The sequence below is a fragment of the Streptomyces acidiscabies genome (genome assembly GCF_020010905.1).
Taxonomy (GTDB): Bacteria; Actinomycetota; Actinomycetes; order Streptomycetales; family Streptomycetaceae; genus Streptomyces; species Streptomyces acidiscabies.
Map to the genome: position 1 here is coordinate 4,991,018 of NZ_JAGJBY010000001.1, position 19,035 is coordinate 5,010,052.

General features: G+C 71.1%; 14 protein-coding genes. 8 read left to right on the top strand and 6 right to left on the bottom strand.

Translation table 11 applies throughout. The annotated features are described in order from the left end of the window. Positions 1-49 precede the first annotated feature (49 nt). The gene (locus J8M50_RS22925) at positions 50-3,652 is read right to left on the bottom strand and encodes a LamG-like jellyroll fold domain-containing protein (RefSeq protein WP_050987300.1); all 3,603 of its coding nucleotides are present in this window, start codon (positions 3,650-3,652) and stop codon (positions 50-52) included. A 293-nt stretch (positions 3,653-3,945) separates the two neighbouring features. Between J8M50_RS22925 and J8M50_RS22930 the strand changes: the two genes are divergently transcribed. From J8M50_RS22930 to J8M50_RS22955, 6 genes are all read left to right on the top strand, one after another. Then, a complete protein-coding gene (locus tag J8M50_RS22930) occupies positions 3,946-4,965 on the top strand; it encodes a LacI family DNA-binding transcriptional regulator (RefSeq protein WP_010356066.1) in 1,020 nt (339 codons plus the stop codon). Positions 4,966-5,001: 36 nt separating this feature from the next. Continuing rightward, positions 5,002-6,252 carry a sugar ABC transporter substrate-binding protein gene (locus J8M50_RS22935; RefSeq protein WP_010356064.1) on the top strand — a complete coding sequence of 417 codons (1,251 nt, stop codon included), beginning with the start codon at positions 5,002-5,004 and terminating at the stop codon, positions 6,250-6,252. An 8-nt stretch (positions 6,253-6,260) separates the two neighbouring features. Then, a complete protein-coding gene (locus tag J8M50_RS22940) occupies positions 6,261-7,190 on the top strand; it encodes a carbohydrate ABC transporter permease (RefSeq protein ID WP_050987303.1) in 930 nt (309 codons plus the stop codon). Between the two features lie 29 nt (positions 7,191-7,219). Continuing rightward, positions 7,220-7,996, top strand: a complete 777-nt coding sequence (locus J8M50_RS22945; RefSeq protein WP_050987302.1) for a carbohydrate ABC transporter permease — start codon at positions 7,220-7,222, stop codon at positions 7,994-7,996. Between the two features lie 39 nt (positions 7,997-8,035). Next, the gene (locus tag J8M50_RS22950; RefSeq protein WP_010356060.1) at positions 8,036-9,760 is read left to right on the top strand and encodes an MGH1-like glycoside hydrolase domain-containing protein; all 1,725 of its coding nucleotides are present in this window, start codon (positions 8,036-8,038) and stop codon (positions 9,758-9,760) included. Positions 9,761-9,894: 134 nt separating this feature from the next. After that, positions 9,895-10,869: an ArsR/SmtB family transcription factor gene (locus J8M50_RS22955; RefSeq protein ID WP_010356059.1), complete on the top strand. Its 975-nt coding sequence runs from the start codon at positions 9,895-9,897 to the stop codon at positions 10,867-10,869. Between the two features lie 111 nt (positions 10,870-10,980). On the opposite strand, the gene J8M50_RS22960 is transcribed toward J8M50_RS22955, so the two are convergent. The 4 genes from J8M50_RS22960 to J8M50_RS22985 all read right to left on the bottom strand — a co-directional run bounded on the left by J8M50_RS22960 (position 10,981) and on the right by J8M50_RS22985 (position 15,823). After that, entirely contained in the window at positions 10,981-11,592 is a 612-nt protein-coding gene (locus J8M50_RS22960) for a DUF1707 SHOCT-like domain-containing protein (RefSeq protein WP_010356058.1), read from the bottom strand. Between the two features lie 83 nt (positions 11,593-11,675). Next, entirely contained in the window at positions 11,676-13,979 is a 2,304-nt protein-coding gene (locus tag J8M50_RS49730) for a beta-ketoacyl synthase N-terminal-like domain-containing protein (protein WP_010356057.1), read from the bottom strand. A gap of 78 nt (positions 13,980-14,057) precedes the next feature. Then, positions 14,058-14,957: an alpha/beta fold hydrolase gene (locus J8M50_RS22980; protein ID WP_100216820.1), complete on the bottom strand. Its 900-nt coding sequence runs from the start codon at positions 14,955-14,957 to the stop codon at positions 14,058-14,060. Continuing rightward, on the bottom strand, positions 14,954-15,823 hold the full coding sequence (locus J8M50_RS22985) for an SAM-dependent methyltransferase (protein WP_050371767.1): 870 nt from the start codon (positions 15,821-15,823) through the stop codon (positions 14,954-14,956). The genes J8M50_RS22980 and J8M50_RS22985 overlap by 4 nt, the downstream gene beginning before the upstream one ends. Positions 15,824-15,997: 174 nt before the next feature. On the opposite strand from J8M50_RS22985, the gene J8M50_RS22990 reads away from it, so the two are divergent. Both J8M50_RS22990 and J8M50_RS22995 read left to right on the top strand, forming a co-directional pair. Continuing rightward, positions 15,998-17,530 carry a DHA2 family efflux MFS transporter permease subunit gene (locus J8M50_RS22990; protein WP_223786249.1) on the top strand — a complete coding sequence of 511 codons (1,533 nt, stop codon included), beginning with the start codon at positions 15,998-16,000 and terminating at the stop codon, positions 17,528-17,530. Then, positions 17,508-18,122, top strand: coding sequence for a TetR/AcrR family transcriptional regulator (locus J8M50_RS22995; RefSeq protein ID WP_029184174.1), 615 nt, complete (start codon positions 17,508-17,510; stop codon positions 18,120-18,122). The genes J8M50_RS22990 and J8M50_RS22995 overlap by 23 nt, the downstream gene beginning before the upstream one ends. A gap of 99 nt (positions 18,123-18,221) precedes the next feature. On the opposite strand, the gene J8M50_RS23000 is transcribed toward J8M50_RS22995, so the two are convergent. Beyond that, the gene (locus J8M50_RS23000) at positions 18,222-18,935 is read right to left on the bottom strand and encodes a thioesterase II family protein (RefSeq protein WP_010356050.1); all 714 of its coding nucleotides are present in this window, start codon (positions 18,933-18,935) and stop codon (positions 18,222-18,224) included. Between the last annotated feature and the right edge of the window lie 100 nt (positions 18,936-19,035).

The following is a 19,035-nucleotide window of genomic DNA, read 5'->3' on the forward strand; positions in this document are numbered from 1 at the left end:
ACTGTCAAGGGCCGGGGGTGTGCCGACAGGGCACGCCCCCGGCCCAGGGTCAGTTCACCTCTCGGGCGTAGGGCGCGACCGTGATCCGGTCGATCAGCGGCGCGTACCGGGAGCGGAGCAGCACGCCCGGGAAGGTGTCAGAGGCGTACGTCGTCCCGTCGAAGTTGGGGAGTTCCTCCGAGCGGAAGGACACCTTGTTCGCCCCCTTCTTCAGCTGGACCGCAACCGTCAACTCCCAGAAGTTGTCCTGGTGGAAGGTGTGCGGGAAGGTCACGCGGCGGATGGGGCCGCCGTTGATGGAAATGTCCGCGTGGCGGACCAGGGGGTCGGGGTTGTAGTGGGTCGCCGGGGACTGTTCCGGGTTGGAGTAGCGGATGCGGAGGGCGTACAGGCCGGGCTTGTCCGCGCTGACGCTGAACGTCGCCGTGTTGGCGTTGCCCGGATCGCCGCCGACCCCGGTGATCGCCGTTCCCGCACTCGCGAGCGGCAGGGAGACGAGGTTCGCCGAACCCGCGAGAGTGGCGCTCTGCGCCTCGTACGTACGGACCGGCAACCGGCCCTCGGTCGCCGTCACCGTCAGGCGGTCCACCAGCGTCGGGACCGAACTCCCCGTCACCGTCACCTTGTTGACGCCCCCGGAGAGGGACACCGCGACGGCCCGCCTGCCCGGGGTGAGGCGCAGGACGTCGTTGCCGTTGACGGACAGCCGCGCACCGGCGCCGCCGAGGGAGTCGACGGTGAGCGTGGCCTCGCGGTCGGCGGGGGAGTAGACCCAGAACGTGGCCGTCTGCCCCCGCCCGACCTGGGCGCCGCCGGACCCGGTGAGCGCGGGCCCGTACACCGGCCGGGCGCCACCGCTCAGCCAAGCCAACTCACCCTCGTACACCTGGGTGTTGGCGGAAGCCGACGGCAGGGCCAGCGTCAGGCGGTCGACGATCGCGTCGCCCTTCGTCGCGCGCTTGCCGTCGAGGCTCTTCGCGGCGAGGGTCAGGGTGTGGCGGCCCTTGGTGAGGTGGACCTTCGTGTCGGTGTGGTCCCAGACGACCCACTTGTAGCCGAGGGGGAGGTGGAGCTCCTGTTCGGCGGCGCCGTCGACCCGCAGGAAGACGTTCGTGGGGCCCTGTTCCTGGACTTTGTCGTACGTGTTGAGGGAGTTGGCGAAGACGCTGAGGTCGTACGAGCCGTCCTCGGGCACGTCGACCGTGAAGTCCAGGGCGAGGTCGGAGCCGGTGCGCAGCCCGCCGACGTCGTACCCGCCGGACGTGTAGAACTTCGAGACGTCGCTCGTCGACCCCTCGGGCCCGTTCTTCGTCCAGCCGGTACCCGTGTGTGCGGCGTCCTCCGCCTCGTACGACCCCTGCCAGCGCACCGGCGCGGACTGGACGCCGCGCGCGTTGCCGGCCGGGGTGAGGACGATCTCGTACGCCGAGGACTCCTTGAGCGCGCCGAAGTCGACGGAGACCGTCCCGTCGGCCGCGACCTTCAGGTTCTGCTCACCGATCAGCTTCGGCCCGGAGTTGTCCCCGATCTGCCCGCTCCACTCGATCTCCCGTACCCAGGCGTGCACTTGGGAGCCGAACACCTTGCGCGGAACGCCGGCGAACGTGATGTGCCCCTTGCCGCTGGACCCGCCGAAGATGAGCCGCGCCTGCTTCTTGGCCGCGTCGAGCGTGGCGACCCCCTGCATCGTGTAGTTCTGGCCCGGGAAGGGCGGGTTCACGGCGACGGTGTGCCCGCTCATCGAGGCGTACGAATTCAGCAGCCACCACTGCCCGTTGCCCCGGTTGGACTGCACGGCGGAGTCGGAGAGGTTGCCGTCGATGTTCCAGTACGCGATGTCCGCGTCGACCTTGGACTCCTCGATCGCGGACACCCACTGGATCATCTGCCCGGGCACCGAGGTGTGGTAGTTGAAGGCGTACTCGTTGATGTTGATCGGCAGCGGACCGATCCCCAACTCCTTCTCCCAGACACGGTACTTGGCGACACTCTGCCGCACCGCCTCCGGATGGCTCAGCTCGTGCCAGGTGACGACGTCGGGCAGCGTCCCGGCGGCCTTCGCGTGCGTGAGGAAACCCTTCACCTGGTCGTACAGGATGCTGGTGTTGGGGCCCGCGATCCGCGCGTCCGGCAGCTTGCCCTTGATGAGCTTGTACGCGGAGTCCCACGCGGCGAAGTAGTCGGCCGGGTCCGTCAGCCAACTGACCTTGTTGTAGCTCCACTCACCGGTCCCGAACATGTTGCCCTCGGGCTCGTTGAACGGCACGAAGACGATGTTGTCCCGGTATTTCTCCGGGAGTTGGAGGACCTGGTCGACCTGTTTGGCGAGCTTCTCCTCGTACAGCTTCACCTTCTCGGCGGGCGTGCTGCCGGGCCACTGGTAGGGGAAGCCGCGGTGGATGTCGGTCATGTAGATGTAGACGTCGCCGTCCGTGGAGTCGGCGAGCGGCTTCACGACCTCCAGCGCGTCGGCGCCCGGATGCTGGGGCCCGTCCTGCGCCTTGGTCGAGACGGTCCGCAGCCCCATGCCCTCGATGAGGTTGTTGGTCGGGACGTCCGGGCCGTACACCCCGTACAGCGTCCCCGAGGCACCGCCGTGGAACGCGCCCGTGTCCGAGGCGAGGTCCACGGTCAACTCGCCTTCGCGTACGACCGTGACGGTCGCCGTGACGGCACGTCCGGCGGCGGTTCCGGCCACCGTGAAGGTGCCGGGGCCGGCGTACTTGTCGGCGGGGACGGCGTCCCAGGTGATCGGGGCGTCGCGGTCGTAGCCGTCGGAGAAGGAGGCGCGGGCGGCGGGCGGGAGCGCCGGGGCCTTGCCGGTCGTCGTACGGACGGTGAAGGCGGTCTGCGAGAGCTGCGTCATGGTGGGAAGTGTGCCGATCTGGCCCGCCACCTGCGCGGGTGTGAGGGCCGTGTGCCAGACGGTGAAGTCGTCGATCGCGCCCTTGAGGAGCGGGTCCGGGTAGAAGGACTTGCCGATGTAGCCGGCGGCCGTCGCCGAACTCGCCAGCAGATCCTTCGCCTTGACGCTCGTCGGCGCCGAGGAGACGGCGACGCCGTCGAGGTAGGTGGTGACGCGGCCGGCGGCCGTGTCGAGGGTGACGGTGAGGGTCCGCCACTGGTCGGCGGGGAGCGGGGCGTACCCGGAGACCTGCGCCTCGCCGCCACCGCCGCCCGTGCTCACGGCCGTTCGCAGGACGCTGCCGTTCGAGGGGGTCGTGAACAGGTACGTCGACGTGTCGGTGCCGAGGTCGAAGACGCGCTGCCAGGGCGAGGCGTCGGTGCCCCACTTCACGCGGGCCGAGACCGTCAAGTCGGCGGCGTCGCCGAGGATTTCGCGAGGGAGACGGACGTACGCGCCGGTCGAGGTGGGCGCGCCGCCGGGCAGGGCGAGGGCCTTGCCGCCGTCGGCGCCGGTGACGGACTGGGCGGTCGAGGGGTTGACGAGGGTCGCCGTGAGGTTGTTGCCGGAGGTGTCGGTGATCCGGCCGGAGGCGGTGTCGTCCTGGTCGAAGGTGTAGTGGGCGACGGGGGCGGGGGTGTCGGCAGCCTGGGCGGGTACGGCGGGTGAGGCCAGGAGGCCCGCACCGAGGGCGAGTGCCACGGCGGCGGGGGCGCGGCGCCGGGGTGATCTCTCAGGGGATGGCATGGATCGCGTCCTCAATCCTTGGGGTTGTCGAACCGGTTCGAGTCGCTGACCTGGAGCGGAGAGGGCAGGGGGTGTCGGGGGCGCGGAAGGATCAGTTCATCGAACCGGTTCGGGAAGCTAGCACCGGCGCGAGTGCCCGGCAATCCCCTCGACACGGCTTGTTTCCGGCATCCGCGAAGTCCTGTCAGAGGTGTTGACACCCGCTCGGCCGCTCCCTACCTTCACTTCACGCGAACCGGTTCGACAACTTCCGGTCCGTTACCGAACCGGTTCGACCCACCCGAAGGAGACCCGTGAACATCGGTGAGATCGCCCACCGGGCCGGTGTCTCCCGGAGCACCGTCTCGTACGCCCTCAGCGGCAAACGCCCCGTCTCCGACGACACCCGCCGCAAGATCCAGCGCGTCATCGACGAACTCGGCTACCGCCCCAACGCGAGCGCACGAGCACTGGCCAACGGCCGGACCAACACCATCGGCCTGGTCTTCCCGCCCGCAGGCGACCACTACACCGGCATGCAGCTCGATTTCATCGGCAGCGTCGTCGAAGCGGCGGCCTCCTACGACTACGACGTCCTGCTGTCCCCCAGCGGCGTCGACAGCGACCGCTCCTTCCAGCGCCTGCTGGGAGAACGCCGCGTCGACGGCGCCATCCTGATGGAGATCCGCCTCCAGGACGACCGGGTCGACCACCTCGCCGCCCTCGACTTCCCGGCCGTCACCATCGGCCGTGTCGCACGCCCCGAGACGACCTGGTGGGTCGGCGTCGACCACACCGCGCTCGCGGCGGCCTGCGTCCACCACCTCGCCGACCTCGGCCACCGCCGCATCGCCCTGGTCAACCGCCCCTCCCAACTCCTGCGCGCCGGCTACGAGTCGGCGCACCGAGGGCTCGACGGCTTCACCAAGGCCGCCGCCGAACGCGGGCTCGCCGTACGGGCGTACACCTGCGGGGACGACGCGGCGGCGGGGCAGGCGTGCGTGGAGCGGATGCTGTACGACGACCCCGACACGACCGGGCTCGTCACGCTCAACGAGGCGTCCCTGGGCGGGATCTACCGGGGCCTCGCGCAGTCCGGACGCCATGTCCCGCGCGACTTCTCCGTCACCGGGGTCGTCGCCGCGCGCTGGGCGGAGACGGTGACGCCGCAGCTCACGGCGGCGGACGTGCCCGCCGAGGAGATGGGGCGGCGGGCCGTCGATCTGCTCGTCGAACGGCTGGACCAGCCCGGTACGCCCCCTCGGCACCACCTGTTGACGCCGCCGATCTCGCTGCGGGCCAGCACCGGGCCCGCAACTTTGGCGATGCCGTAGCGCCAGGCACACCCAATTCACCGAAGGAACCCCGCGATGAACAGCTCCTCCAGACAACGCCGTCTGACCGCCGCCGTGTTGACCACCCTCGCCGTCGCCACGGCTGCCACCGCCTGCTCCTCCGACTCGGGCAGCGGCGACAGCAAGAGCTCCGACGGCGGCGGCACCTACACCGTCTGGGACCCCTACCCCCAGTTCGCCAAGGACTCGGCGTGGGTGAAGCTCCTCGACCGCTGCGGCACCGAGGCCGGCGTCAAGGTGAAGCGCACCGGCTTCGACACCAGCGACCTCGCCAACAAGACGCTCCTCGCGGCCCAGCAGGGCAACTCCCCGGACGTCCTCGTCGTCGACAACCCGGTCGTCTCCACCCTCGCCGAGGCCGGCGTCCTCACCACGACCGCCGAGAACAAGCTCGACACCTCCAAGGTCGACCCGAACCTCCTCGCCGCAGGGCAAGCGGGCGGCAAGACGTACGGCACCCCGATCGGCGCCAACACCCTCGCCCTCTACTACAACAAGACCGTCCTGAAGGCCGCCGGCGTCGACGTCGCCACCATCAAGGACTGGCCCTCCCTGACCGCCGCCCTCGACAAGGTCAAGAAGGCCGGCAAGAAGGGCATCACCTTCTCCGCGATCGGCACCGAGGAAGGCAGCTTCCAATTCCTGCCCTGGTACTGGGGATCCGGCGCCCAGCTCACCCAACTCGACTCCACCCAGGCCGAGTCGGCGCTCACCCTCTGGAAGGACTGGCTGAAGAACGGCTACGCCCCCAACTCCGTCCTCAACAACACCCAGACCACGAGCTGGCAGGAGTTCGCGACCGGCGACTACGCCTTCGCCGAGAACGGCACCTGGCAGCTCGCGAACGCCGCGAAGGCGGGCTTCGAGTACGGCGTCCTCCCGATCCCCGGCGCCTCGGCCGCGACGGCGCCCGCCCCCACCGGCGGCGAGTTCGTCACCCTCCCTGTCCAGGACGACACCGGCCGCTACGACACCTCGCAGAAGCTCGCGACCTGCCTGACCAGCGAACAGGGCCTGTACGACACGGACACCGCGCTCTCCTACGTCGCCCCCACCGCCGCCGTCCAGGCCAAGCAGGTCGCCGCGACCCCGGCGCTGAAGCCGTGGGTCGACGCGGTCAAGTCGGCCAAGGGGCGTACGAGTGACGACCTGGGCACCAAGTACCCGAAGATCTCCGAGCAGTTGTGGAAGGCCGTGCAGTCCGCGCTGAGCGGCTCCAAGTCGCCCAAGGACGCGCTCTCTTCGGCGCAGGGCGCGGTCAAGTGACGTTGCAGATGGCCCGGGACCAGGTGTCCGTGAGGAAGGTGACCCAGAGCCGTCGGCCACGCTCCTCCCAGTGGGCGGCGTGGGCCTTCCTCACGCCGGTCACCCTCTACCTCGTCCTCTTCTACGCCTATCCCCTCTACCGCAACCTCGATCTGAGCCTCAGGCACTACACCGTCCGCTCCTTCGTGAACGGCGACGCGCCCTTCACCGGGCTCGACAACTACCGGACCGTCCTCGACGACCCGACGTTCATGCCCGCGCTCGTCCACACGGTGCTCTTCACCGCCGTGAGCCTCGTCTTCCAGTACGCCATCGGGCTCGCCCTCGCCGTCTTCTTCAACCAGCACTTCCGGCTCTCCGCGACCCTGCGCGCCCTCTTCCTCGTCCCCTGGCTGCTGCCGCTCATCGTGTCCGCGTCCACCTGGTCCTGGATGCTCAACAGCGACTCCGGGATCGTGAACGCCGCGCTGAAGGCCGTCGGGCTCGGCTCGGTCAACTGGCTGACGTCGCCGTCCTGGTCGCTGGTCTCGGTGATCGTCGCGAACATCTGGATCGGCGTCCCGTTCAACCTGGTCGTGCTCTACAGCGGGCTCCAGTCCATTCCCGCGAACCTTTATGAGGCGGCCTCGCTCGACGGGGCGAATTCCTGGCAGCGGTTCTGGTCGATCACCTTTCCCCTGCTGCGGCCGGTTTCCGCGATCACGCTGCTGCTCGGGCTCATCTACACGCTCAAGGTGTTCGACATCATCTGGATCATGACCAAGGGTGGTCCGGCGGATTCGTCCACCACGTTCGCGACCTGGTCCTATCAGCTCGGATTCGGCAATCTGCTGCCCGCGTTCGGGCCCGGCGCGGCCGTCGGGAATCTGCTCGTCGCCGCCGCGCTGGTCTTCGGGTTCGTCTATCTGAGAGTTCAGCGGAAGCAGGCGATGTCGTGAGAAAGGGCTGGAAGACCGGAATCGGGCTGATGCTGACCGGAGTGATGCTCTTTCCGGTCTACTGGATGGTCAACGTCTCGTTCACCCGGGACCAGGACATGCGCAAGAGCCCGCCGGATCTGCTGCCGCTGCACGGCACGCTCGACGGATACCGGACGGTTCTCGACGACCAGCTGCCCTATCTCGGGACGAGCTTTCTGATCGGGCTCGGGACGGTGGCCCTGACCGTCGCGCTGTCGGCTCCCGCCGGGTACGCGCTCGCCAAGCTGCGGCCCAGGGGCGGGGGTGTGCTGAGTTTCGTGCTGCTGGCCGCGCAGATGATTCCCGGGATCATCATGGCGATGGGGTTCTACGCGATCTATCTGCAACTCGGGGTGCTGCAATCCGTGCCCGGGCTGATCGTCGCGGACTCCACGCTCGCCGTTCCCTTCGGGGTGCTCATCTTCACGGCGTTCATGTCCGGGATTCCCGGGGAACTCCTCCAGGCCGCGAAGACCGACGGGGCCGGGACGCTGCGGACTTTCTGGTCCGTCGTGCTGCCGATGAGCCGTAACGCCGTGGTCACCGTTTCCCTGTTCGCTTTCCTGTGGTCCTGGTCCGACTTCGTGTTCGCGAGCACGCTCGTGAACGGCGGCGCGCACGAGCCGATCACGCTCGGGATCTATCACTACATCGGCAACAACAACCAGGAATGGAACGCGGTCATGGCCACCGCGGTCGTCGCGTCGCTCCCCGCCGCCGTGATTCTCGTCCTCGCTCAGCGTTATGTCGCCGCCGGTGTGACCGCCGGTGCGGTCAAGGACTGAAAACCCCTCTGCAACTGCTCCAGAAACGAGTCTCCCCCCATGACCGCCGTCCCCTCCGGTCCGGCCTTCTCCGTCCACGACATTCCGTTCAGCTTCTCCGGCTCCTGGTTCGACGTGTCGCCCGTCGTCGCGGAGAAGACGTACGCCGACGACCTCCACCTCGTCTCGCACCAGAACGGCATGCACGGCGTCCTGCGCCTCGTCCCCCTCGACCCGGCGACCGGCACGCGCGCCGAGACCCGTATCGAGGCCACGCCCGCCCTGCTGAGCTGGGCCGGTGCGGGCGGGCGCGTCGAACTCGCCTACGAGACGCCGGACACGCTGCGGCTGCGCGGGAACGGCCTCGGCCTCGGGGTCTACGCCGCCGCGCCGACGCTGACGCCGTTCAGCGGGACGTACTTCTTCCCCGACCCGGCGACCGGCGCCCACGTCTTCACGTCGTACGAGACCGGGCGGCGCTACCGCGTCACCGTCCTGTCCGGCACCCTCGCCGACGTCCTCGGCGCGCAGGCGCTGGGCGGCGCCGAGCGCGGGGTCGTCGTCGCGGGGGAGTGGGAGATCGCCGTCGAGGAGATCGACACCGCGCGTCCGGCGTACACGTCCTCGGCGTCCTTCGACGACGTCGTGCGGGGGGCGCGGGAGGCGTTCGCGGCGTTCGTCGACGCCGTGGCGCCCTGGCGGTCCGACGACACGCCGGCCGCCGAACTCGCCGCGTACGTCCTGTGGTCGGCGACCGTACGGCCCACCGGGCTCGTCACCCGGCCCGGCGTCCTCATGTCCAAGCACTGGATGGACAAGGTGTGGAGCTGGGACCACTGCTTCAACGCCCTTGCCCTCGCGCCGGGTTGCCCCTCCCTGGCGTGGGACCAGTTCGCGCTGCCCTTCGACCACCAGGACGCGAGCGGTGCGCTGCCCGACTCGGTCACGCACTCCGAGGTGCTGCGCAACTTCGTCAAGCCGCCCATCCACGGCTGGGCGTTCGGTCACCTGCGCCGCCGGCTCGCCACACCCCCTGCGCGGGACGAACTCACCGAAGCCTACGAGCGGTTGGAGCGCTGGACCGGCTTCTGGCTCACCGCGCGCCGCGCACCCGGCGCCGACCTGCCGTACTACGAGCACGGCAACGACAGCGGCTGGGACAACGCGACGACCTTCGACCCCGAGCGGGTGGTCGTCACCGCCGACCTCGCCGCGTTCCTGATCCTTCAGCTGCATGAACTCGCCGACCTGGCGCGGGAGCTGGAGAGGCCGTCCGACGTGGATCGCTGGGCGGAGCTGGCCTCGCGGACCCAGGCGGCGCTTCTCGACCAGCTCTGGACCGGTGACCGCTTCGCCGCCCGCTCCGCCACCACCGGTGCCACCTGGACCAGCGCCGGACTCCTCGACCTCATGCCGATCGCCCTCGGCGAGCACCTTCCCGCGGACATCGCCGGCACCCTCGCCGACCGCATCAAGGCCCACCTCACGCCGTACGGCCTCGCGACCGAACTCACCGACTCCCCGCACTACTTGCCCGACGGCTACTGGCGCGGGCCCATCTGGGCACCGGCCACGATCCTTGTCGAGGACGGCCTGCGCCGCGCGGGCCACGAACGTCTCGCGGACGACATCAACGCACGGTTCCGGGCGCTGTGCGAGACGCACGGTTTCGCGGAGAACTTCGACGCGTTGACGGGGACGGGGCTGCGGGACCGGGCGTACACGTGGACGGCGTCGGCGTATCTGCTGCTGGCGGAGGCGTACGCGCGGCGGGCGGGCGACTGACGGGGCGGGCGCGAGCACCGGCCCGGGCGCCGACGCCCGCACCAACCCCGTACATGGCCGGTGATCCACTTGTGGCCGTACCCCCTCTCCCGGGATACCTGGTGTGTGCACGCCACGGCCTGAGAGGGGAAACGGTGGCTTTCCGGATCCACTTGACGCACGACGACCTGCTCCGGGTGACTCTCGCGGACGGTCCCGCGCTCCTCACCGAGACCGTGACCAGCCTGCGCGTCCTCCAACAGCGCAGGCCGGGACCGATGTTGGGGCCCTGGCAGCGCTGGGCCCGGCAGCGGGTGCCGCCCTCGGTCCACGCGCTGCGCCCGCTGGTGACGCTGAAGCGGGCGATCCCCGACTTCCTCACCCCCGCCGGCGGCCTGGGCCTCGACGAGGGCCTCGACGCGCTGCTGCACACGCCCGGGCGGGTCCTGCGCGCGGACCTCGAAGACTTCGCCCGCCTCACCGGCGCCCGCCTGCCGTCGTGGGCCGACGACCTGGCCGCCGGGTCCCCGCGCGCCCTCGACGCGGTCGCGCGGGCCGTACGGGACTGGCACGAGGCGGCGATCGAACCGATGACCGCGCACCTGCGCGGCCGAGCCGAGGAGACCCGGTCGGCGCTGGCCCGCACCCTGCTCGCCCAGGGCCTCGACACGCTGCTCGGCGGCCTGCACCCCACGGTCACCTGGAGAGCCCCGGTCCTGGAGATCGCCACCACCCACCACGACATCGACATCCCCCTCAAGGGCCACGGCCTGCACCTGGTGCCGTCCCTGTTCGGCGGCCGGGAGGTGTCGATCCAGTACGCCCCCGAAGAGCCCCTCGTCCTGTTCTACCCCCTCGCCCACGGCCCGCTCTGGACCCCCGGCCACCGGCCCGGCCCGCACGCGCTCGGCGCCCTCCTCGGTCCCACCCGCGCCGCCGTCCTGCGCGCCGTCGTCGCCGGACACGGCGTCACCAGCGCCGAACTCGCCCGCCGCGCCGAGGTCTCCCCGGCCACCGTCTCCCACCACACGACCCTGCTGCGCGACGCCGGCCTCATCACCACCCGGCGCGAGGGCCCCCACGCCCACCACTTCCCCACACCTCTCGGCGCGCACCTCGCGGACGGCTGACCTGCACTCTTCGAACACCGTCCAAGCGGCTGGGCCGACGCGCGCGGTGCCCCGACGATGGAGTCATCCGCTGAGGCCGGAGGTGTACGGGGGACACAGCTCGCTCCGGCCTCAGCGGCCCGGCGACCTGCGCAGCAGCCACTGCCCCAGCGACCTCCGCGCCGGACGGATCATCACGCGGCCGAACGCCTTGTCGCCGGTGAGTTCGATGCGGAGGGCCGTGGGGGTGGAGTCGTCGCGCCGGCGGTACTTGACCTTCGCGTGCTGGACACGGAGGGCGTCCGCGTCCACGACGATGCCGGGGCGGGTGATCAGGGTCAGGGTCTTGCCGTACACCGCCATGTCGATGTGCAGCGTGGGCTGAGTGATCTCCGCCTGCGTGAAGTCGAGCGTCACGTCGCACCACTGCGTCGCCAGCTCCAGGCGGCGCGGTACGACCCAGCGGCCCACCCGCTCGACCTTGCTGAACGTCTGCTCGATGCGCAGGACGTCCTTGACCTCGGCGACGGCCGTGCCGGAGGACGTGGAGACCGGGGGCAGGTCGGCGGTGAGGACGGTGAGGTCGTCCATCGTGCGGGCGGACAGGGCGAGTTCGATGCGCTCGTCCAGCTCGGCCGAGGTGAGGCGGCCGTCGCCGGCCGAGATGCGCAGGACGTCCACCACGTGGTCCCGGTCGGCGTGGGAGGCCCGCAGCTTCCCGGTGGCCGTGATCTCTTCCGGCATCGCTTCCGTCCCCGTCCTCTTGAGCGGTGTCCCGAGGCTGGCAGACTAACGCTATATCGCGATGCCCGTGCGGGCCAAGGGCCCTAGGCGCTGGTCTCCGCCAGCTCCTGGCCCAGGTGGCGGGCGAGTTCGGCGGGGCTGGGGTTCTCGACGATCGCGACCATGGCTATCTCCAGGCCCGTCAGCGCCATGAGGGTCTTGGTGAGTTCCAGGGCCATGAGGGAGTTGAGGCCGTTCTCCAGGAAGTTGCTGTCGTCGGCGAGGTCGGTGTTGAGCAGTGTGCTCGCCTCGCTGCGGATCGTGTCGACCAGGAGCCGTTCCCGTTCCTCGGGTGTGGCCGCGGCGAGTTGCCGCTCCAGGGCGGTCGTCTCCTGCTCGGGGGTGTCGGGCGTGCTGGTCATGTGTGCTCCTGGGTGAGTGGTGTGGTCGTGCAGCCAGTAACGGGTGGTCCGGAAGGGGTAGACGGGAAGGTCGACGGCCCCGGCCCGGACGGTGAGGGACCAGTCGACGGTGCTGCCGGAGACGTACAGCCGGGCGAGAGCGGCGAGGGTCGCGCGTACGTCGTCCGGGGACGGCGGCGAGCTCAGCCGCCGGCGCCAGTCGATGTCACCGGCCGCCAGGGCGACTTCGCCCAGGACGGACTCGTACGCGTCCCCCGCGCCGACCAGCCGGCACACGTCGTCGCGGCCGAGCGCACCGGCGGCGTGGGCGGCCACGACGGGCGGGGGCGTCTCCTCCTCGGGGCCGGGGTCCCGGACCAGCCAGGGGTGTTCGGCGCCGTCGGCCAGCGCGGACACCGCGGACAGCAGGTCCGGCAGGCCGTCGCCGACGGCGACCGCCCGGTGTTCGAAGGGGGTCCGGGTGGCCGCGAGCGAGTACGCGACCTGCGCCGGGGACGGCGGCGGATCGGCCGCCGCGAGATGCGCCACCAGCGCCCGCGCCAGCGCGCGCAGCGCCTCGGGGGTACGGGCCGACAGCGGCCAGGCGACCGGCCGCCCGGGTACGCCGGTGTCGGCCGCCGGGCCGGGCGGCGGCGCTTCTTCGAGGATCAGGTGGGCGTTCGTCCCGGACGTCGCGAACGCGGAGACCCCGGCCCGCCGGGGTGTGTCGCGGCGCGGCCAGGGCACCGGGTCCGTGAGGAGCCGGACCGCGCCCTTCTTCCAGGTCGCCAGCGGCGTCGGCCGGTCGATGTGCAGGCTCGCCGGCAGGGTGTCGTGCCGCAGCGCCTGGACCATCTTGATCAGCGCGGCGGCACCGGCCGCCCCCTGCGTGTGCCCCGTGTTGGACTTGACGGACCCGAGCCACAGCGGCCGTTCGGGCGACCGGCGTGCCCCGTACGTGGCGAGGAGGGCCTGCGCCTCGATGGCGTCCCCGATGGGGGTCCCCGTGCCGTGCGCCTCGACCGCGTCGACGTCGTCGGCGGCGAGCCCGGCATCGGCCAGCGCGGCCCGGATCACCCCTTGCTGGGAAGGGCCGTTGGGGGCGGCGAGGCCGTATCCGGCGCCGTCCTGGTTGAGCGCCGAGCCCCGGATGACGGCGAGCACGGGATGGCCCGCGCGCCGGGCGTCGCCGAGCCGCTCCAGCAGGACCAGTGCGACGCCCTCCGCGAGTCCCATGCCGTCGGCCGCCGCCGCGAACGGCTTGCACCGGCCGTCGGGGGCCAGGGACTTCTGGTGGGCGAAACCGTGGAAGGTGTGCGGGGTGGCCATGACGGTGCCGCCCCCGGCGAGCGCGATCCCGCACTCGTCGCGGCGCAGCGCCTGGCAGGCCAGGTGGATCGCGACGAGGGACGACGAGCAGGCCGTGTCGACGCTGATCGCGGGGCCTTCGAGGCCGAGGGCGTAGGCGATCCGGCCGGACACCAGGCTCCCGGAGGTGCCGCCGCCGAGGTACGGCAGGAGCTGTTCGGGGACGGACTGGAGGTTCGTCGCGTAGTCGTGGTTGGTGGCGCCGACGTACACGCCGGTGGGGGTGGAGCGCAGGGTGTGCGGGGCGATCCGGGCGCGCTCGACGGCCTCCCACGCGAGCTGGAGCACGATGCGCTGGAGGGGCTCGGTGGCCAGCGCCTCGTCGGGGCCGACGCCGAAGAAGCCCGCGTCGAACCCGGCCGGGTCGTCGACGAAGCCGCCGAGTCGCGCGTACGGGGGTTCCGCGGGGAACGTCCAGGCCCGGTCGTCGGGGAACCCGGTGACGGCGTCGCGCCCCGAGGCCACCAACTCCCACAGGTCCTCGGGGGAGTTGACCTTGCCGGGGAGCCGGCAGGCCATGGACACGACGGCGATCGGCTCGTGCAGGGCCGCCGTGAGGTCGGCCAGCCGCTGCCGCGCCTGGTGCAGTTCCGCGGCCGTCCACTTCAGGTACTCGACGAGCTGCTCTTCGTTCGGCACGGGAATGGCCAGCCTTCCTGTACGGCACGGGGCCCGGCAGACGACGCCGTCAGGGTCGCCGCGGTGGCTTAAGCGGTGCTAACTCCCTCCTTGCTGACTCCCTCCTCGCTCCTGCCGGTCCGCCTCGCGGGCCAGCGCGAGGAGGTCGGCGGCGACCTCGCCGGGCGCGTCGGCGTGCACGTCGTGGTCCGTGCCCGGGTACCAGCGCACCCGCACCCGCTCCAGGGCGGCCTCGGCGGCGGCCACCCAGTCGCGCACCTGATCGGCGAGGCCGGGCAGCGCCGGGACGACCGGCAGGAGCAGCACCGGGACCGTCACCTTCGGGTACCAGTCGGCGGGCCGTTCGCGCTGGAGGCTCCCGACGATCGACATGACCTGCTCGGCGCTCAGCCGGGGGGTGAGCAGGCCGCCGGGTCCGACGCGGTAGTCAGCGAGGCGGGCCTCGACGGCGGCCGGGGACCAGGCGGGGTGCGTGGTTTCCAGGTAGGCGCGCATGTCGGCGGCGGTGGTGGTGCCGTTCTGGGCGCGCCGGACGACCTCGGCGGTGCGCTCCCAGAAGGACCGCATCACCGGCCCGTCGAACTCGTACCAGCCGCCGTCCACCAGGGCCAGGGCGCGGACGAGCCCCGGGTGCTCGGCGGTGAGCCGCAGACCGAGGTGGCCGCCCCAGGAGTGGCCCGCCAGCAGGACGTCCCTCAGGCCCAGGGCGCTGGTCGCCCTCGCCACGTCGGCGACGACGGCCGCGTGCTCGTAGCCGTCCGGCGGTGCGTCCGACTCGCCGTGCCCGCGCTGGTCGACGGCGTACACCGGGTGTCCGGCGGCGGCCAGCAGGTCGGCGACCTCGTCCCACATGCGGGCGTTGGACAGCATGCCGTGCAGGAGGACGAAGGGGCGGCGCGGGGCGGTGGGGCCCGAGGGGTCCCGGTGCCGGACGTTCAGGGACACCGACGGCGACACCGGGACGCGCAGTTTCCTCACGGGCCGGGGCGTTGCGCGGTCGCGAAGATGTAGCCCAGCTCCGGCATCCGGCCCAGGGCCTGCTGGTTGTGCACGATGAGTTCGTACCCCTCGACGCCGATGATGTCGACGTACTCGTCCCGGTGGGCGCGGATCCAGTCGAGGTAGCCGTCGTTCGTGCGGGCGGTCTCGTGGGTGATGTCGGTGAGTTCGAGGACGGACAGGCCGGCCGCGCGGATCACGTCGGGGTAGTCCTCGATGTCGGTGAGCGAGGCGTAGATGTGGGTGTCGCTGACGGTGACGGAGGGACCGCGGCCGGCCTCGGGCCCGAGGTACACCATGTCGGCGATGGGGATGCGCGCGCCGGGGCGCACCACGCGGCACATCTCGGCGAGGACCTGCCGCTTGTCCGGCATGTGCAGCATCGACTCCAGGGCCCAGGCGCGGTCGAAGGAGCCGTCCTCGAAGGGCAGGTCCATCGCGTTGATCTGCTCGAACCGGACCCGGTCCGCGAGTCCCGCCTCCTGGGCGCGCCGGTTGCCGCGCTCGACCTGGCGGGCGCTGACGGAGATCCCGACGACGTGGACGTCGCGGGCGCGGGCGAGCTGGAGCGCGGGGGTGCCGTTGCCGCAGCCGACGTCGAGGACCCGGTCGCCGGGGGCCGGGTCGAGGCGGCGGATCATCTCGTCGGTCATCTGGACCATGGCCTCGTCGAACGTGGCCCGGTCGCTGTCGTCGTGCCAGTAGCCGTAGTGCAGGTTCCCGTCCCCGAGCTGGGTCATCAGGTCGAAGACCTTGTGGTCGTAGTAGTCCCCGACGCGGCGGGGCTGCGGGGCGACGGTCCTGTTCACCGTCGGCGGCTTCTTGGGCGTCGCGTTCTTGGTCACGTCGCTCAGCGTCACGGCGCGGCGGCGCCGGGGACAACCCCAGCGCCGCCCCTCAAGACCCCCTAGGGCTGCCGGGCGTTCACCCCTAAGAGAGGTGACGCGGTGGTGCCCACGGAGAGAAAATGAGAGTAGGCTCCGACTAGAAGTTCCGCTCGCATTGGAAGGTTGACTCCCGTGAAAGAACTGGGTGCGCGCAGGTGGTGGGCTGTCGCAGCTCTCGTGCTCGCGTCGATGGCCGTCGGCTTCGACGTCACGATCCTGAGCCTCGCCTTGCCGGCGATGGCCGAGGACCTGGGCGCGAACAACGCCGAGCTCCAGTGGTTCGTCACCTCGTACACGCTCGTGTTCGCGGCCGGCATGATCCCCGCCGGGATGCTCGGTGACCGCTTCGGCCGCAAGAAGGTGCTGCTGGTCGCGCTGGTCATCTTCGGGATCAGCTCGCTGGCCTGCGCCTACGCCACGTCCTCCGGCGTCTTCATCGGCGCGCGGGCCGTCCTCGGCCTCGGCGGCGCCCTGATCATGCCGACGATCCTGGCCCTGCTGCCGGTGATGTTCGACGACGAGGAACGGCCCAAGGCGATCGGCGCCGTCGCGGGCGCCGCGATGCTCGCCTACCCGCTGGGCCCCATCCTCGGCGGCTACCTCCTCAACCACTTCTGGTGGGGCTCGGTCTTCCTGATCAACGTCCCCGTCGTGATCGTCGCCTACCTCGCCGTGTCCGCCTGGCTCCCCGAGTCCAAGGCCAAGGAGGCCAAGCCCTTCGACCTCGGCGGCCTGCTCCTGTCCAGCCTCGGCCTCACCGCCCTCACCTACGGCGTCATCCGGGGCGGCGACGCGGGCTGGACCGACGCCACCACGCTCGCCTCGATGGTCGCCGGACTCGTCGCCCTCGTCGCCTTCGTGATGTGGGAGAAGCGCACCCTCGACCCCCTCGTCGACCTCTCCCTGTTCAAGTCCGCCCGCTTCAACTCCGGCACCATGCTCGGCACGGTCATCAACTTCACCATGTTCGGCGTGCTGTTCACGATGCCGCAGTACTACCAGGCCATCCTCGGCACCGACGCCATGGGCAGCGGCTTCCGGCTCCTGCCGATGGTCGGCGGCCTCCTCGTCGGCGTCACCGTCGCCAACAAGGTGGCCAAGGCGCTCGGCCCGAAGACCTCCGTCGGCATCGGCTTCGCGCTCCTGGGCGCCGCGCTCTTCTACGGCGGCACCACCGACGTCGGCAGCGGCACCGGGCTCGCCGCCGCCTGGACCGCCGCCTACGGCCTCGGCCTCGGCCTCGCCCTGCCCACCGTCATGGACGCCGCCCTCGGCGCCCTCTCCGACGACAGCGCCGGCGTCGGCGCCGCCGTGAACCAGTCCATCCGCACCGTCGGCGGCAGCTTCGGCGCCGCGATCCTCGGCTCCATCCTCAACAGCAACTACCGCGGCGACCTCGACCTCGGCGGCGTACCGGCGGCGGCGCAGGAAGCGGCCAAGGACTCCGTCTTCGGCGGCCTGGCCGTCGCCCGCTCCATCAGCTCCTCCTCCTTCGCGGACTCCGTACGGAACTCGTTCGTCAGCGCACTCGACATCGTGCTCGTCGTCTCCGGCTTCCTCGGACTCCTCGGCGTCCTCATCGCCGTCGTATGGCTGCCGCGCGAGGTTGGGCAGAGCACGGCCAAGGCCCCAGAATCTGAGCATGATGCCGCAGACGCCGCCTGACCAGGCCAAGAAGACCGGGCCCGGCCTCAGGGAACGCAAGAAAGCCAGGACCAAGGCCGCGATCCAGCGCGAGGCGGTGCGGCTGTTCAGAGAACAGGGCTACTCCGGTACGACGGTCGAGCAGATCGCCGAAGCCGCCGAAGTCGCTCCCAGCACCGTCTTCCGCTACTTCCCGACCAAACAGGACCTCGTCTTCACCCGCGACTACGACCTGCCCTTCGCGATGATGTTCCAGGCCCAGTCGCCCGACCTCCCGCTCATCAAGGCGGAACGCCAGGCGATCAGGACCATGCTCGACGACGTCACCGCGGAGGAACTCGCCCTCCAGCGCGAGCGGTGGATACTCATCGTCTCCGAACCCGAGCTGTGGGGCGCCGGACTCGGCAGCATCAGCCGGTCCATGCAGGTCATGGCCGAACAGGTCGCCAAGCGCACCGGCCGCGAGACCACCGAGGCAGCGGTCCGCGCCTACGCCGGAGCCGTGTTCGGCGTCATGCTCCACGTCTCCCTGGAGTGGGCGAACGACCCCGACATGGACTTCCCGACCGCCCTCGACGAAGCCCTGCACTGCCTGGAGGACCTGCGCCCCTGACCCGGGCCCACCCGGACGACCCCGCGCGCCCCGGATAAATCCCCCGGCGGGACGCGCGGGGTCTTCGCGCGCTCCGGGGCCTTTTCGCGCACTCTGGCGTCAGCGGCGCGCCAGAGCCCCGGTGACGATGCCCGCCACGCGCTCCTGGCACGCGTCCAGATAGAAATGCCCGCCCGGCAGCACCTGGAGGTCGAAAGCGGCATCCGTACGGCCTCGCCAGGTGGCCGCCTCCAGCGGAGTCGTCCGGGGATCCCGGTCGCCGATCAACGCCGTGACCGGACAGGGCAGCCGGACCGCGCCCGGCGGATCGTACGCGGCCACCGCCTGGTAGTCCGCCCGCAGCACGGGCAGGACCAGGCGCTGCAACTCCGGGTTCGCGAAGAGACGGGCATCGGTGCCGCCCATCTCCCGCAGATGGGCCAGGACGTCCTCCTCGGTGACCGGGCGACCCGGACGGTACGGGCGCGCCACGGCGCCGGACACGAACAGGTGGGCCGGGGCGCGGCGCAGCGCCGTCTCGAACGCGACGAGCGCGCCCATGCTGTGCCCGAACAGGGCGATGTCAGCACCGTCCCCGTCCGCAGGAAGCTCGCCGACGACGCCGTCCGCCAGCGCCGGGACCGACTCCACGCACGGCTCGTGCCGCCGGTCCTGCCGCCCCGGGTACTGCACCGCCAGGACCTGGACGTCCGGCGCGAGCAGCCGCGACAGGCCCAGGAAATAGTTCGCCGAGCCGCCCGCGAACGGGAAACACACCAGCCGTACCGCACCGTGCGCCGCCTCGTGGTACCGGCGCAGCCACACCCCGCCCATCGCCTCTCCCTCCTCGCCCTGCGTGCGACCGACCCTGACCCCACCGCATAGCGCCGGGCTAAAGGGACGTACGGCAAAGCCGGGGTTTGGGTCCCCTTTA

Bases quoted from the DNA above. Each gene is read 5' to 3' on its own strand.
- J8M50_RS22925 (WP_050987300.1), bottom strand. From the start codon at position 3,652: ATGCCATCCCCTGAGAGATCACCCCGGCGCCGCGCCCCCGCCGCCGTG.
- J8M50_RS22935 (WP_010356064.1), top strand. From the start codon at position 5,002: ATGAACAGCTCCTCCAGACAACGCCGTCTGACCGCCGCCGTGTTGACC.
- J8M50_RS22940 (WP_050987303.1), top strand. From the start codon at position 6,261: ATGGCCCGGGACCAGGTGTCCGTGAGGAAGGTGACCCAGAGCCGTCGG.
- J8M50_RS22945 (WP_050987302.1), top strand. From the start codon at position 7,220: ATGCTGACCGGAGTGATGCTCTTTCCGGTCTACTGGATGGTCAACGTC.
- J8M50_RS22950 (WP_010356060.1), top strand. From the start codon at position 8,036: ATGACCGCCGTCCCCTCCGGTCCGGCCTTCTCCGTCCACGACATTCCG.
- J8M50_RS22960 (WP_010356058.1), bottom strand. From the start codon at position 11,592: ATGCCGGAAGAGATCACGGCCACCGGGAAGCTGCGGGCCTCCCACGCC.
- J8M50_RS22995 (WP_029184174.1), top strand. From the start codon at position 17,508: ATGATGCCGCAGACGCCGCCTGACCAGGCCAAGAAGACCGGGCCCGGC.
- J8M50_RS23000 (WP_010356050.1), bottom strand. From the start codon at position 18,935: ATGGGCGGGGTGTGGCTGCGCCGGTACCACGAGGCGGCGCACGGTGCG.